Annotated in this window: 18 protein-coding genes, 1 pseudogene and 1 riboswitch; of the genes and pseudogenes, 2 read left to right on the plus strand and 17 right to left on the minus strand. The window is 44.6% G+C overall.

The genetic code is table 11. The annotated features are described in order from the left end of the window. Window positions 1-6: 6 nt before the first annotated feature. The 4 genes from ribE to sipS form a co-directional block, all read right to left on the minus strand. The gene (ribE, locus tag M1D98_RS11205; RefSeq protein WP_121642821.1) at window positions 7-654 is read right to left on the minus strand and encodes a riboflavin synthase subunit alpha; all 648 of its coding nucleotides are present in this window, start codon (window positions 652-654) and stop codon (window positions 7-9) included. Window positions 655-664: 10 nt separating this feature from the next. Continuing rightward, on the minus strand, window positions 665-1,750 hold the full coding sequence (ribD, locus tag M1D98_RS11210) for a bifunctional diaminohydroxyphosphoribosylaminopyrimidine deaminase/5-amino-6-(5-phosphoribosylamino)uracil reductase RibD (protein ID WP_121642822.1): 1,086 nt from the start codon (window positions 1,748-1,750) through the stop codon (window positions 665-667). Between the two features lie 129 nt (window positions 1,751-1,879). Further along, window positions 1,880-2,024: riboswitch (FMN riboswitch) on the minus strand. A 120-nt stretch (window positions 2,025-2,144) separates the two neighbouring features. Beyond that, on the minus strand, window positions 2,145-2,489 hold the full coding sequence (locus M1D98_RS11215) for a hypothetical protein (protein WP_010328168.1): 345 nt from the start codon (window positions 2,487-2,489) through the stop codon (window positions 2,145-2,147). A gap of 237 nt (window positions 2,490-2,726) precedes the next feature. After that, window positions 2,727-3,281, minus strand: a complete 555-nt coding sequence (gene sipS / locus M1D98_RS11220; RefSeq protein ID WP_121642823.1) for a signal peptidase I sipS — start codon at window positions 3,279-3,281, stop codon at window positions 2,727-2,729. Window positions 3,282-3,644: 363 nt separating this feature from the next. On the opposite strand from sipS, the pseudogene M1D98_RS11225 reads away from it, so the two are divergent. Beyond that, window positions 3,645-3,865: pseudogene (locus M1D98_RS11225) on the plus strand (hypothetical protein). On the opposite strand, the gene M1D98_RS11230 reads toward M1D98_RS11225, so the two are convergent. Next, on the minus strand, window positions 3,808-4,014 hold the full coding sequence (locus M1D98_RS11230; protein ID WP_456279599.1) for a zinc ribbon domain-containing protein: 207 nt from the start codon (window positions 4,012-4,014) through the stop codon (window positions 3,808-3,810). The pseudogene M1D98_RS11225 and the gene M1D98_RS11230 overlap by 58 nt on opposite strands. Window positions 4,015-4,283: 269 nt before the next feature. Then, entirely contained in the window at window positions 4,284-4,715 is a 432-nt protein-coding gene (locus tag M1D98_RS11235; RefSeq protein ID WP_121643749.1) for a peptidylprolyl isomerase, read from the minus strand. A gap of 255 nt (window positions 4,716-4,970) precedes the next feature. On the opposite strand from M1D98_RS11235, the gene M1D98_RS11240 reads away from it, so the two are divergent. Continuing rightward, window positions 4,971-5,843, plus strand: a complete 873-nt coding sequence (locus M1D98_RS11240) for a DUF1002 domain-containing protein (protein ID WP_010328173.1) — start codon at window positions 4,971-4,973, stop codon at window positions 5,841-5,843. A gap of 158 nt (window positions 5,844-6,001) precedes the next feature. Here M1D98_RS11240 and lysA read toward each other — a convergent pair whose 3' ends face one another. The 11 genes from lysA to spoIIAA all read right to left on the minus strand — a co-directional run bounded on the left by lysA (window position 6,002) and on the right by spoIIAA (window position 14,056). Further along, window positions 6,002-7,321: a diaminopimelate decarboxylase gene (gene lysA, locus M1D98_RS11245; RefSeq protein ID WP_268524136.1), complete on the minus strand. Its 1,320-nt coding sequence runs from the start codon at window positions 7,319-7,321 to the stop codon at window positions 6,002-6,004. A gap of 106 nt (window positions 7,322-7,427) precedes the next feature. Beyond that, a complete protein-coding gene (locus M1D98_RS11250) occupies window positions 7,428-8,909 on the minus strand; it encodes a spore germination protein (protein ID WP_010328175.1) in 1,482 nt (493 codons plus the stop codon). Further along, window positions 8,854-9,471: a stage V sporulation protein SpoVABEA gene (gene spoVAEA, locus M1D98_RS11255; RefSeq protein WP_010328176.1), complete on the minus strand. Its 618-nt coding sequence runs from the start codon at window positions 9,469-9,471 to the stop codon at window positions 8,854-8,856. Before spoVAEA ends, M1D98_RS11250 begins: the two co-directional genes overlap by 56 nt. Before the next feature lie 7 nt (window positions 9,472-9,478). After that, complete coding sequence (spoVAE, locus tag M1D98_RS11260) at window positions 9,479-9,829, minus strand: stage V sporulation protein AE (RefSeq protein WP_010328177.1); 351 nt, start codon at window positions 9,827-9,829, stop codon at window positions 9,479-9,481. Window position 9,830: 1 nt separating this feature from the next. Further along, complete coding sequence (gene spoVAD, locus M1D98_RS11265; RefSeq protein WP_010328178.1) at window positions 9,831-10,847, minus strand: stage V sporulation protein AD; 1,017 nt, start codon at window positions 10,845-10,847, stop codon at window positions 9,831-9,833. A 12-nt stretch (window positions 10,848-10,859) separates the two neighbouring features. Further along, window positions 10,860-11,312, minus strand: coding sequence for a stage V sporulation protein AC (gene spoVAC, locus M1D98_RS11270; protein ID WP_014114265.1), 453 nt, complete (start codon window positions 11,310-11,312; stop codon window positions 10,860-10,862). 12 nt (window positions 11,313-11,324) lie between these two features. Further along, window positions 11,325-11,750 carry a stage V sporulation protein SpoVAB gene (gene spoVAB / locus M1D98_RS11275; RefSeq protein ID WP_003223948.1) on the minus strand — a complete coding sequence of 142 codons (426 nt, stop codon included), beginning with the start codon at window positions 11,748-11,750 and terminating at the stop codon, window positions 11,325-11,327. Continuing rightward, window positions 11,740-12,360, minus strand: a complete 621-nt coding sequence (gene spoVAA / locus M1D98_RS11280) for a stage V sporulation protein SpoVAA (RefSeq protein ID WP_121642824.1) — start codon at window positions 12,358-12,360, stop codon at window positions 11,740-11,742. Before spoVAA ends, spoVAB begins: the two co-directional genes overlap by 11 nt. A gap of 126 nt (window positions 12,361-12,486) precedes the next feature. Further along, window positions 12,487-13,254, minus strand: a complete 768-nt coding sequence (gene sigF / locus M1D98_RS11285) for an RNA polymerase sporulation sigma factor SigF (RefSeq protein WP_039074364.1) — start codon at window positions 13,252-13,254, stop codon at window positions 12,487-12,489. Between the two features lie 11 nt (window positions 13,255-13,265). Continuing rightward, window positions 13,266-13,706 (minus strand): anti-sigma F factor, encoded by a 441-nt coding sequence (gene spoIIAB, locus M1D98_RS11290; RefSeq protein ID WP_010328182.1) that lies wholly within the window; start codon window positions 13,704-13,706, stop codon window positions 13,266-13,268. Next, window positions 13,703-14,056 carry an anti-sigma F factor antagonist gene (gene spoIIAA, locus M1D98_RS11295; RefSeq protein WP_456279600.1) on the minus strand — a complete coding sequence of 118 codons (354 nt, stop codon included), beginning with the start codon at window positions 14,054-14,056 and terminating at the stop codon, window positions 13,703-13,705. The genes spoIIAB and spoIIAA overlap by 4 nt, the downstream gene beginning before the upstream one ends. Between the last annotated feature and the right edge of the window lie 91 nt (window positions 14,057-14,147).

Below are 14,147 nucleotides of genomic sequence, written 5' to 3' on the forward strand. Positions count from 1 at the left end.
TCCTCTCTAAAAGCCGTTTTCGCTTAAGAAGGCTTTTGTAATGGTTTGTTGGGTCTTATTTTCACTGGCTTTATGCAGAAATCGATACATATATTTTCCGATCATATCGCATTCGATATTCACTGTAGAGCCAATGGTTTTATCTGAAAAAATCGTTTCGCTGATGGTATGCGGTATTAAAGAAATCGTCACTGTATCCTCTGCCAGGCCGAATATGGTCAAACTTACGCCATCCACAGTGATGGACCCCTTTAAAACCAATGTTTTTGTTAAAGACGGGTCCATCTTTAAATCATAGTAAACAGCGTTGCTTTTCTCTTCAATTCGTGTAATTTCGGCAGTTCCGTCGACATGTCCTGAGACAAAATGGCCTCCGAATCGGCCGTTTGCCGCCATCGCTCTTTCCAGGTTTACTTTGCTTCCTTTTGATAATTCATTCAGTGATGTCGCTTTGACTGTTTCAGGCATTACATCTACTGTGAATTGGTTTTTTGTAAAATCGGTGACAGTCAGGCAAATGCCGTTCACCGCAATGCTGTCGCCCAGATGAACATCCTCCAGTATCTTTGAGCATTTGATTGTCAAGGCCATTGAATGCCCTGCTTTTTTCATGGATTCGATTGTGCCTGTTTCTTCTATAATTCCTGTAAACATGGTCACCATCCTACTCATTTATCGGTTTTGCCGTCAATTTGATATCACGGCCGATTTGGGTTATATCAGTGAATTGTAATAAGGGGACATCTTTCATTGATTGAAAACCTTCACCGGAGATTAAGCTGGGAGCATGCGTTCCTCCGATTAGTTTAGGGGCAAAATAGAAGATGATTTCTTGAAAACAGCCTTCTTTGACAAAGCTTCCATGAACTGCTGAACCGCCTTCCACATACACCGACATGATGCCTTCTTCAGCAAGGATGTGCAGGATATCGGGAATTTGCATGCGCTCAGTTTCAAGCGTAAATACGTTCACTCCGAAGTCTGAAAGCCGTTTTTTCTTTTCCTCGTCTGCGCGTGCCGTTGTGAAAATCCATGTCGGCGCTGCCTGATCGCAAATCACTCGGGCATTCTCAGGGATCGAGAGTTCGGTATCAAGTATCACCCGTACCGGCTGTTTCGACACATTCGGGAGCCTGCAGGTTAAACTCGGATCGTCGGCTTTCACCGTCCCAACTCCGACCAATATGCTTTGGTGTGTTTTCCTGTATTGCTGAGCATCCTGCCTGGCAGCCTCTGACGTGATCCATTTGCTGTCGCCCGTGCTGGTGGCTGTCTTCCCATCAAGACTGGCGGCAGCTTTTAGTGTGACGTAAGGGAGGCCTGTCCTCATAAAGTGCAGAAATTTTTCATTCAGCTTCTCCGCCTGATCAGCCAGGATGCCTTCCTTGACTTCAATACCGGCTTCTTCCATCATGCTGATCCCTCTTCCAGCGACAAGCGGGTTAGGGTCTCTCATCGACACAAACGCGCGTTTGATGCCAGAGTTGATAATCAGTTCTGCACATGGCGGTGTTTTTCCGTAATGGCTGCAAGGCTCGAGTGTTACGTAAATATCAGCACCCTTTGCATGGGAGCCGGCCATCTGGATCGCATGGACTTCTGCATGAGCTTCACCATATTTTAAATGGGCACCCATCCCGACAATTTGTCCGTCCTTTACCACAACAGCGCCGACGAGTGGATTGGATTCGGTCTGTCCTTCGCCCTGCTTCGCAAGATCTAATGCCAGCTTCATATAAGACTCTTCCATTTGTTTCCCTCCCCTCTGTTTTGATTTACCGTCAAAAAAGCCCCGAATTTATGAAAAATCCGGGGCTTTAGGTATTTTACGCAATAGGAAATAACACTATGCATTTTTGAATGTTTTGCATAGCGGCTCATCATCCTTCTCCCATCCAGACTTTCACTGTCGGCTTCAGCTTAAACTGAATCCACCGCATGCATATGCACACGGGTCACGGGCTCTAAAGCGCATTCGCTTTACCACCGCCGGTCGGGATTTCCACCCTGCCCCGAAGGATACAATCTTTATTCATTTGTCCTTATTGGCTATTATAGCGATCCTTATGACAGTACGCAATGAAATAAACTTACAATTTGAGAAAAACAAAGCATCACCCTTCAAACTGAAAGGTGATGCTTTGTTAATCATTCACTTTGGCAACCTTGATTAATCCATCGATCCGCTTTGATTTGCTGAAGTATGCCTTAATCTTGTCACCTTCTTTTATATCAGACAAATCCTGATGTAACTTTTTCCCGTTGAAGATGATTTTCGTGCCGTTTTCGGCTTCTCCTTGATACTCAGAGCCATCAATTTTCGTCACTTTATACTCCTGAATGGTGTATTCCTCTTCTTCCGAGGACAAGGTTTGTCCAATTGCTGTCGGGACATCCTTCAGCTCAACGCCATTTATGTACATATAACCGCCTGCAAGTAAAAGCAAAAGCACTAACAGAATGGTAATCTTCGTTTTTATTCTTCCCATTATTAGACCTCCAGCCAATATGAATCTATTCATTCATATGAGTTATTCCTCTTTTTCATGAATAAAAAACTGTAATTTCTCGTAAATTATTAATATAACGATGCATAACGGGAATATGTTTCACCTTTCTGCAATTTCTTTTCTATAGGTATACGAATTTATGTTCTGGTTTTGGGGGATGGATGAAAAAAAGAAAGAAAGAAAAAAAGCAGTCCCCTGTTCAGGAGCTGCTTGATTCTAATTTGTTTTGCGTATTTCGTTAAACGGGAAGAAAACAAACTTAGACGTACCCGCAATTTGTTTTTTCGTGAAGAGTCCAAGCCCGTTTCGGCTGTCCATTGAGTTCCGCCGGTTATCACCCATGACAAAATACTTGTCATCAGGCACTTTAACCGGTCCGAAATCATCGGTCAAATGGTCAAAACCGTCTTGCTTTGCTCTTTTTTTATTGGCTGCCAAATAAGGCTCGGCCACCTTTTTTCCATTGATATAGAGCTGGTCGTTCTTCATTTGAACTGTATCACCGGGCAAACCGATCAGCCGCTTGACATAGTGGACATCATCTCCATTTAGCACGATGATATCCCCTCTCTTAAACTCACCTATGTACTTGACTGTCATATTGACAAATACCCTTTCATGGTCATGAAGGGTGGGCTCCATGGACTCGCCATCTACGACATACGGCGCAAAAATAAAATGGCGGATGAGCAAAGCGAGAACAACAGCAATCACAATTGCTTTTGCCCATTCTAACATTGTTTTTTTCTTTGAAACATGTTCTGATTTCAACTGATTTCCTCCATTAAACAACGGTCTCCAAGTTTATGTTACCACGAATCGAAAAGAAATCCCATCAGGACCATTGACATGATTTTACACTCTCTATTAATCTTCTACCCAAATCATGCCTATCTTTTTCTTGTCAACCACAACCACCCCTGCATCAAATGTCGCTTGGGTAATAGGACTCCAACTGCTTCATCTAACATCACCGGACTGAACATCAACATCAGCGTTCGTAATATACACAGGATCATCCGAAAAGTAATGAAAGAAATAATTGCTTAATTCAAAAACGATGGGCTCGAAAGATAGAGAGATCTCGTATGCTAAATCTTTAGATAGTATTTAAGTCATGACATGACGGGCGGTCTGTTCATCTACTGCGTTCCATTGATCGTCAAATCCATGATACCCAATTCACGTCACGAAGGATACTGGAATGTTTGCGGCAGCCTATTTCATAGGTAACATAACCGGCATCCCGTTTTGATTTCATGATGTGTTTAAAATCATTGAAGCTTGAAAACATGGATCAGCCTCCAAAAAACAAATCCAATATGTTGCCGGCTGTTGAGGATTCTTTGTTATAAAACTCTGAATATCCGCAATTCTTACAGTACACCACGAGAAAACGGTTATTCTGAACGTCAAACAATTTCGACAATCCCGTGCCGGTTGTGGCGATTTCTTTTTGCCCCGCTTCAATACTTCCGCATTTTATACAGCCTTTGTTGTTCATACGCCAAGCTCCTTTTTAACATCACGTTTGTTTTGATTCATTTTACTACAAAATTCCATTTTCAACGAACGATGTTACTTTAAAGTTTTCTTAATTTTTTCAGATGAGATGAAGGCGAGTGTCGGGAATGATTGAAGAATCAACCCGCTTTTGCGGCATATACAAGATAAAGTATTAGCAATGATACATTTTCGTCAGGCGATCTCTATTGGAACATTTTCGCCAATAAAAAAAGCTCCCCCAATCGAGGAAGCTTTCCCATCTGCCTATTAGCCTTCTACACGAACTTCTTTCATAACGTCGCCGTTAGACATGTTTTTCGCGAATTCTAATCCGCTTGTTACTTTGCCGAATACAGTGTGAACACCGTTCAAATGAGGCTGAGGTTCATGAACGATGAAAAATTGGCTGCCGCCAGTGTCTTTTCCAGCATGTGCCATAGAAAGTGCGCCCGCTTCATGTGTGTGCGGGTTTCCTTCTGTTTCACATTTGATTGTGTATCCTGGGCCGCCTGTGCCAGTTCCGTTCGGGCAGCCTCCTTGGCTGACGAAGCCTGGAATCACTCGGTGAAATGTAAGACCGTCATAGAAGCCTTCGTTCGCAAGCTTTTCAAAGTTTGCGACAGTGCCCGGTGCAGCTTCAGGGTAAAGTTCAAATTCAATTTTGTTGCCGTCTTCTAATAAAAAGTAACCTGTTTTCAATTGTATGCCCACTTTCTTTATTTTAATTTTCAAAGGAGATTATGTATGATAGGGTATAGCCTGTCTCTCCTTGTCGCGGCTATTATACCACACCTTTCGGGGGAAAACGAATCAACCGTCTTTGCAAAAAATAAAAATGAAACCTGGATCTCTTTATCTCCGTCTTACCTAACGGAACTGTATTTTATCATGATTCAGGTCCTCGCAAAGCAGCTCTATCCAGCTGCTTGTGAAATTGAAGGAGGTCAAACTGCTTTGAAAAAAATATGGATTGGAATGCTGGCAGCGGCCGTTTTGCTGCTGATGGTTCCGAAAATCAGTCTCGCTGATGCCGCAGTCGGAGATGTCATTGTCACACTGGGTGCTGATTTGTCAGAATCTGATAAACAAAAAGTGCTTAACGAAATGAATGTCCCTGACAATGCCACAACGGTAACGGTGACCAATAAGGAAGAACATGAATATTTAGGGAAATATATCCCCAGCGCTCAAATCGGATCCAGAGCGATTTCTTCATCGTCGATCACCATTGCCAAAAAAGGCTCTGGGCTGAATGTTGAGACCCATAATATCAGCGGCATCACAGATGAAATGTATCTAAATGCGCTGATGACAGCCGGTGTAAAAGATGCAAAGGTGTATGTGACAGCCCCGTTTGAAGTATCCGGGACTGCTGCTTTAACTGGGTTGATTAAAGCGTATGAGGTTTCGTCTGATGAAGCGATCTCAGAGGATGTTAAGCAAGTAGCCAATCAAGAGCTTGTCACGACATCTGAGCTCGGAGACAAAATCGGTAAGGAAAATGCAGCTGCACTGATTGCAAAAATCAAAGAAGAGTTTGCCAAAAACGGTGTGCCTGACAATAAGGCTGACATTGAAAAACAAGTGGACGAAGCGGCTTCTGACTTAAACGTCACACTTACAGACAGCCAAAAGGATCAGCTTGTCTCCCTATTCAATAAAATGAAAAATGTTGACATCGACTGGGGGCAGGTCGGTGACCAGCTTGATAAAGCAAAAGATAAGATAACGAAGTTCATAGAATCAGATGAGGGCAAAAACTTCATCCAGAAAGTCATTGATTTCTTCGTATCGATCTGGAATGCAATTGTTTCTATTTTCAAATAAAAAAAGCGCCGCGATGTCGGCGCTCAGGCTGTCGAGAAAACCTCGACAGCCTTTTTTGCATTTGAGGCCTCAAAAAAATAAGAAGATGAGGATTTTTGATTTTCAATCTCAAAAATCCCCACCTTCTCTTTAGTATAAGCGCCGAGGAATCGGCGCTTTTATTGCTTGACACTCGTTTTAAAGGGCAGGTCAAGTTTGACAATATCCTCGTATGTTTCTCTCTTTACGACCAGATGGTCCTCACCATTTTCTACAAATACAACAGCAGGTCTCGGGATTCGATTGTAATTGTTGGCCATGCTATATCCGTAAGCGCCTGTACAAAAAACGGCAAGCAAATCGCCTTCTTTTACTTCCGGCAGGTCAATATCCCAAATCAGCATATCACCGCTTTCACAGCACTTTCCGGCAATCGAGACCGTATTGTCGTGCGCCTCTCCGATACGGTTGGCTGTCGCAGCTTCATATTTAGCCTGATAGAGTGCAGGACGAATATTGTCGTTCATGCCTCCGTCTACAGCTACATATTGGCGGACACCCGGCACTTCTTTTTGAGAGCCAACCGTATAAAGGGTTGTGCCTGCGTCTCCTACGAGAGAACGGCCCGGTTCAATCCATATTTCTGGAATGTGAAAACCGTATCGGGCAGCATTTTCTTTCACAGCTTCGATAATGCTTTCAACGTATTCAGTAGCGTGAAGCGGTTCATCGTCTTCTGTATAACGGATGCCAAAACCTCCACCAAGATTCAACACCTTGGATACAAACGAGTAAGACTCCCTCCACTCGTCCAGTTTTTTGAAGATTTTTTCCGCCGCTAACACAAAACCAGCCGTATCAAAAATTTGTGAGCCAATATGGCAATGGACACCCAGAAGCTGAATGTGTTCTGATTGTAACACTTGCGCAATTGCCCGTTCAGTTTGTCCGTTATGAAGGTCGAAACCGAACTTTGAATCTTCCTGACCGGTTGTAATGTAATCATGCGTATGCGCTTCTACCCCCGGCGTAATCCGAAGAAGGACATCAACGGAGTGGCCCGTTTCTTTACATAGGTCTTCCAGAAGCGAAATTTCATAGAAATTATCCACCACAATGCAGCCGATGCGGTGTTCAAGTGCCATCCGCAGTTCTTCCCTGCTCTTGTTATTCCCATGAAAGTGAATGCGTTCTGCCGGAAAGCCAGCCGCAACAGCCGTATAAAGCTCTCCGCCAGACACGACATCTAAAGAGAGCCCCTCTTCCTCTGCGAGCTGAATCATCGCGACGGATGAGAACGCTTTGCTCGCATACGCTACCTGAGCTTTCAGCCCTGCAGCAATAAATGCCTGCTTAAAGCTTTTAGCACGCTCACGTATTAAAGCCACATCATATACATAAAGAGGCGTTCCATATTTTTCCGCTAAATAAAGAGCGTCCACACCTCCGATTTCTAAATGCCCATGTTGATTTTGCCTGCTTGTGCCATGTAAGAACAATGTCATTCCCTCTTTCTCCGCTTATGGATGAAAAGGACAGTTTTATGGACTGTCCCTTCATAATTAAGACATACATTATCATACTCTTCAGTCAGTTTCAATGCGATTATGAATTGGTAGGCTGTCTTAAGCGATTTCTCGGGTGAACGATACTAGGTCTTACTTTCGCGCCAGGTTTTGCTGTGCGGATCAGTATCTGCCATAATGCCTTGCCATTAAAGGGAATCAGCGGCCATAAGTACGGTGTCTGAAGTGATTTGATGCTGGCCATGGCGATAATGAGCACTGTGAATCCGATAACGAGCCCTTTTACATGGAATATGGCAACAAGTATCATGAGGGCAAGTCGGCCCATTTTGTTTGCCAAGCTTAATTCATAACTAGGCGTTGCAAAGGTTCCGATGGCCGCGAGTGAGACGTACAAAATCACCTCTGGCGAAAACAGGCCGACTTCAATAGCAATTTGTCCGATCAGCACAGCAGCGATGATACCCATTGCTGTCGACAGAGCTGTCGGTGTATGAATGGCCGCCATTCTGAGAAACTCGATTCCTAAGTCAGCTAAGAATATTTGCAGGATGATCGGGATATGCGTATCTTTATTTAAACCGATAAATTTCATATTCTCTGGCAAAAGATCCGGCTGCAGCACAAAGAGAAACCAGATCGGGAGAAGGAGAGTGGATGCAATGATGCCGATAAATCTTACCCATCGTAAAAAAGTACCGACCGCAGGCGCTTGCCTGTACTCTTCAGCATGCTGGACATGGTGAAATAAAGTCGTCGGTGTAATAATCACACTCGGCGATGTATCAACCATGATGACGACATGGCCTTCAAGCACGTGGTTGGCAGCCACATCGGGTCTTTCCGTATAGCGGACGAGCGGATACGGGTTGTAGCCTTGTTTAATGATGAATTCCTCTACTGTTTTGTCAGCCATCGTTAAGCCGTCAACGTCAATGGCAGCAATTTCTTTCTCCACGATGTCAACCAGATCTGGATCTGCAATATCTTCTATATAAATAATGCTCATATCCGTTTTAGATCGCTCGCCGACCTTTGTCATCTTGATGCGAAGCCGTTCGTCTCTGATCCGCCTTCTGAGAAGGGCTGTATTGACGACGATATTTTCAACAAATCCGTCTCTTGCTCCCCTGACCACCTTTTCCGTATCAGGTTCTTCCGGATTTCTGCCCGGATAGCTTCTGACATCAATAATAAACGCGAAGCCTGTGTCTTCAACAATGACTGCGACTAATCCGGACAGCACCTGGTCAGTCGTTTCATCCAGCGTTTTTACTTTTTCGACCTGGGCGTTAAGAAGCCTGTTTTCGACAATATCAACCAGCTGATCCGGGTCCTCATCACGATTGTTAATGGCTACGAGCTCTCGCATTAAATGAATGATAAAGGCCGTATCACATAATCCATTCAGATAGTAAAGATGAATTTCTTTGTCTAAAATGGTGAGCTTGCGAACCCCTACATCGTAGCTTGTTCCCATCCCGACACGGTTTTTGAAGTATGCTTCATTTTTGTCTGGATTCCGATAAACCTTGATTTTCTCTTGCTTTTGGTCCGGCATGATACCCGCTCCTTTCTAAAATAAACTCGACCGCTTTCATGGTGATTGGCGACCCTTTTGAGATATCGTCTTTTCTGCCCATTTTGCCAATATCCCCGATACCGACAATAAGCGGGAGATCAAGTTTATCAAGGCAATAGACTGTATCTCCGTTCATTCTGTGTTCATCAAATTCCTGCTCTCCGATTTTATCTACACCGTATTCAGTTATTTCTCCATTGCGGTCAATGCTTACGTCAACCCTGGTCCACTCAGCCTGATGGGTTTTTGATGCGACCGCAATCACTCCGAGCACTTCAATTGACGGATGGGTGGCGACATAGCTGAGAGCGGCTTCTCCCGGCCCCTCTCCTTGAAGGCCCGAGTCGTCAAACATGACAAATACGGGATCATACGGTGCTGAGGTGATCAGCTTGACAAGCTCCGCGCCGCTGCGAATAGAAGGGTTGCCTTTTGATTGTGAAATACATCGTCCCCCCACTTTATTTGCGGCGTATTCAATTGTTTTAGCGGCATACACATCCCCGTCTGTTACCAGTATGACCTTGCGTTTTGTCGTCATGTCGGCATTATCCTTTCGGTTTAAAAATAACGGCTACGATAAAGGCGAAGAGAATAGCGGCTGAGATACCGGCGGACGTCAGTTCAAAAATCCCCATGCCGATTCCGATAAATCCGTGTATATGCGCCTGATGCATGGCACCGTGCAGAAGACTATGACCGAAACTGACGATCGGAACGGTGGCTCCTCCTCCTGCAAATTCAATAAATTTATCGTAAATACCGAAGCCATCTAAAATCGCGCCAGTCACCACAAAAGATGTCATGACGTGGGCGGGTGTCAATTTAAAAATGTCCAAGAGCAGCTGCCCGACAATACAGATGGCCCCGCCGCAAACAAAAGCCAAAAGGTAGTCCATATTAAGATGCACCTCCTGCACGCTCAAATACAACCCCGTGGGCGATGGTCGGGATGGTTTCTTTTTGCTGGATCATTGTCGGGCTTAACAGCGCTCCGGTCGCCACGACGAATACACGGTTTAATTTTCCTTCTCTCAGCTGCTTAAAAATATGAGAGTAAGCAACAAGCGCTGAACAAGCGCAGCCGCTTCCTCCGGCAAAGACCTGCTGATCCGGCGTGTAAACCAAAAGCCCGCAATCATCATGCTTTGTGCCGACCGGATAGCCATCTTCTTTTAAGATGTCTTTTACGATGGGAGATCCGACACCAGATAGGTCACCTGTCAGGATCAGATCATAGTCATCCGCTGTGCGATTGAGATCTTTAAAGTGCTGCTTAATCGTATCAGCTGCAGCCGGAGCCATGGCTGATCCCATATCAAATGGATCGGTAATTCCTAAGTCGGAGACCTTTCCGACAGTCGCGCTTGTGATTTGGATATCACCCGGTGTCTGGCTGATGACCACAGCTCCGCTTCCTGTAACAGTTGAAGTGGCTGTGTCCGGTTTTTGGCCTCCGTATTCCGTCGGATAACGAAACTGTCTTTCCGCGGTGGCATTATGACTGCTGGTGGCAGCAAGCGCCCTCTTGGCGAACCCGCCGTCAACTAGGGCTGATGCGACAGCCACTGTTTCCATTGATGTTGAACAGGCGCCAAACATACAAAGAAACGGGATGTTCAAGTGTCTTGCCACATAGTTGGCCGTTACATTTTGATTCAGCAAGTCGCCTGCCAACAATAGATCAATATCATCTTTTGTGAGATCATTTTTTTGAAGCGCTGAAGTAATCGCATCCTCCATCAGCTGGCGTTCTGCCATTTCCCAGCTTTTTTGATTACAGTGCATCTCGTCATAGGTTTTATCATACAAAGAGCCGAGCGGCCCATCCTTTTCCTTTGGTCCGGCTGCTGTTCCCGCCGAGTTGACAAATAAGGGATGTTCGAATACCCAGGTTTGCTTTCCGGTTAATTTCATTTTCTTTTCCTCCTATGACATCAGTTTCTCAAAAGCAAACCGAATCATTCCGACGATGTAAGCAGCCACAACACCGAAAACGATGACATTCCCTGCCAGTTTAAACATATTTGTCGCTACTCCAAGCACGAACCCTTCGCTTTTATATTCCAGCGCCGCGCTTGCCATGCTGTTGGCAAAACCTGTGACCGGGACAGCTGAACCGGCGCCTGCAAACTGTCCGATTCTGTCATAGATGCCAAACCCGGTTAATAGGGCTGAAATTAATATCAGTGTGGCTGCCGTTGGATTTCCCGCTGTTTTTTCATTAAAATCAAAAAAATGGATATAGAAATTCTGCAGACCTTGCCCGATCGCACAGATCAGACCGCCTACCAGAAAGGCTTTGACACAGTTCCAAACGTAAGGCGGCTTAGGCTGATATGTTTTTACTTTTGATTTGTAGTTTTCTTTTATGTTTGTCATCTTGAAACCTCCTTATGAATGATCAATAAAATACAGCCAGTGAAATAAAGACCCCGCGATTTTCCCAATCACGATCGCCATTAATAGAATAATGATTTTACTTCTGAGACCGATTCGTTTTGCTAAAATCGGCAGCACATTTAAAACCTCTGTAAGGGCAGCTGCAAGCATCCCGACAAATACACCCGCCAGCAGCCCGACCGGTACAGCAATCCATTTTGTTAAAAATAGATGGTTCATATGAAGCGTCTCCCATCCCCCGCATACCGCGCCAAGAATAACAGCCGCTTCATAAGCCTGTACAAATCTCATCGTTTTGGTAAGCTGCATCAGCCTCGGGATGATTCCCATTACGGTTAAAAAAGCAACGAAGCCAGCCCCCACCGTGATGCCTCCGCCGAGCCCGACAAAAATAATGAACAATACACTAACGATCATGCAAATCCTTTATTGTTTCTTTATTCTCATGCATGGCCACATATTGATCGAGATCAAGCTGATAGTTAAACATCTCAACCTCCAGCGGGCTGGGCTCTTCATTAAGGCGCTTTTTAAAGATGTGGTTAAAAAACACGATCATCCCCAGTCCCAAACCGATGCTGTATGGGATTTGAAGCAAGTATGGATAGTCATTCCTCTCTCCGGTTATGATTTCATATAGTGCAATATGAACATCTCTCATGCTGACATCCTCATGAAAGTTCATAATGGCAAGACACGATCCGATAAACAGAAGCAGCCAGACACCGATAAACAGAACCGTTGATAAATGCCGTTTCCGATACTGAATTTCAACAATGGTTTCTGCTCCGCCTACTGTTTGAACATCAAGGGCCGGATCTTGTAAATGGATGGCTTTGAGGACTTGTATGATATCCAGAATTACGATATTTTTATCTTTTTCACTCACCTGATAAAGCGGCATAGCCGACAGTTTCTTTTTCAGCTGATGCTGTCCTTCTATTTGCGCGGCATCTCCGACCGTGATGATATCTCCCGGATGGGCCAGCACCCTGTGGCGAAGTCGGATAAATATACGTCGTTCCATCATCGATCACCATCTTTCGGTGGTTATATATGTAGTATGTGGTTCGATTTTGTTCTCATTCATCCGCTTGTAAAGACCATAAATTACCACGCTTTTGCACAAAAAAAAGCCAGCCTGCATGGCAGGCTAGCTATCCGGATGATCCATTTGAACCTTGATCTGTTTTAATATTTTCTTTTCCAGCCTGGAAACCTGAACTTGAGAAATCCCAAGCCGCTCAGCCACCTCGGACTGTGTCTGGTCTTTATAATATCTGAGATAGACGATTAATTTTTCCCTTTCTTCCAAATCGCTGATCGCTTCTTTCAGCGCAATTTTGTCAAACCATTTTTCTTCTGAGTTGTCAGCGATTTGATCAAGCAGGGTTATCGGATCTCCGTCATTCTCATAAACGGTTTCGTGAATTGAAGACGGAGCCCTTACCGCCTCTTGGGCGAGTACGACATCTTCTGCTTCAATCTCCAAATGGTCGGCGATCTCCTGCACTGTCGGCACTCTGCCCAGTGTTTTTGAAAGCTCATCTTTTGCGCGCCGGATTTTGTTTCCGAGCTCTTTTAATGACCTTGACACCTTTACCGTTCCGTCATCACGGATAAAACGCTGGATTTCTCCGATAATCATCGGCACTGCATACGTTGAAAAACGCACATCATAGGTTAAATCAAATTTGTCAACAGATTTTAACAACCCGATGCAGCCGATCTGGAAAAGATCGTCAGGTTCATATCCTCTGTTTAAAAACCGCTGTACGACAGACCAAACAAGACGCATGTTTTTTTCTATGAGGAGGTCTCTTGCCTGCTGGTCGCCATTTTGGCTTTGTTTGATTAATTCCTTTACTTCATGATCCTTCAGCTGAGCGTTTTTGCCGTTTTTCTTAACCTCCACATCCATAACAAATCTCCTTAATTACAAAGCGCTTTGCTTTTTGATAAGTGCTTTGTTAAGCGAATCGTTGTGCCCATCTCAGGCGATGAATCGATCCTGACATCATCCATGAAATTTTCCATAATGGTAAAGCCCATTCCAGAGCGTTCAAGCTCAGGCTTCGTCGTGAATAAAGGCTGGCGGGCTTCTTCAAGATCTGTAATGCCCCTGCCTTCATCGCGAATGGTCATATATACGACATGATCTTCCAGCGTCACTGAAATATAAACTTTTCCGTCACAGTTCTCTTCATATCCGTGGATAATGGCATTGGTCACAGCTTCTGACACGACTGTTTTGATTTCGGTCAGTTCGTCCATTGTCGGGTCAAGCTGGGCAATAAACGAAGCAACTGTCACGCGGGCGAATGACTCATTCTGGCTGAGGGCAGAAAATTCAAGATGCATTTCATTTTTCATGATGCCACCCCCAGCGTCAGCAGCGCCTGCTGCTCGGATTGTTCAAATCGGATAATTTTAAACAGTCCCGACATATCAAACAGCCGCTTCACTGCAGGAGAGATCGCGCAAACGACCATTTCCCCGCCAGTTTGCTTAATTTGCTTATATCTTCCTAAAATGACACCAAGCCCCGAACTGTCCATAAAGGAAAGGTCCTCCAAATTCAGCACAATATGACGAATATCATCCTTTTCTAATGCTTGAGTCACTTTTTGTTTCAGGGTTTCAGCCGTATGGTGATCGAGTTCGCCTGTTAATCGAATACAAAGCACAGATTCTTTGACATGCATGTCAATTCCAAGGCTCATGCTCATTCCTCCTTGATATGATCGGATAATGAGTGTTTCGATTTCGATGGAATGAATTCCTTCACCGTGACAAAACTAGTGATCATTCGGC

It is taken from the genome of Bacillus sp. K7 (assembly GCF_053903245.1).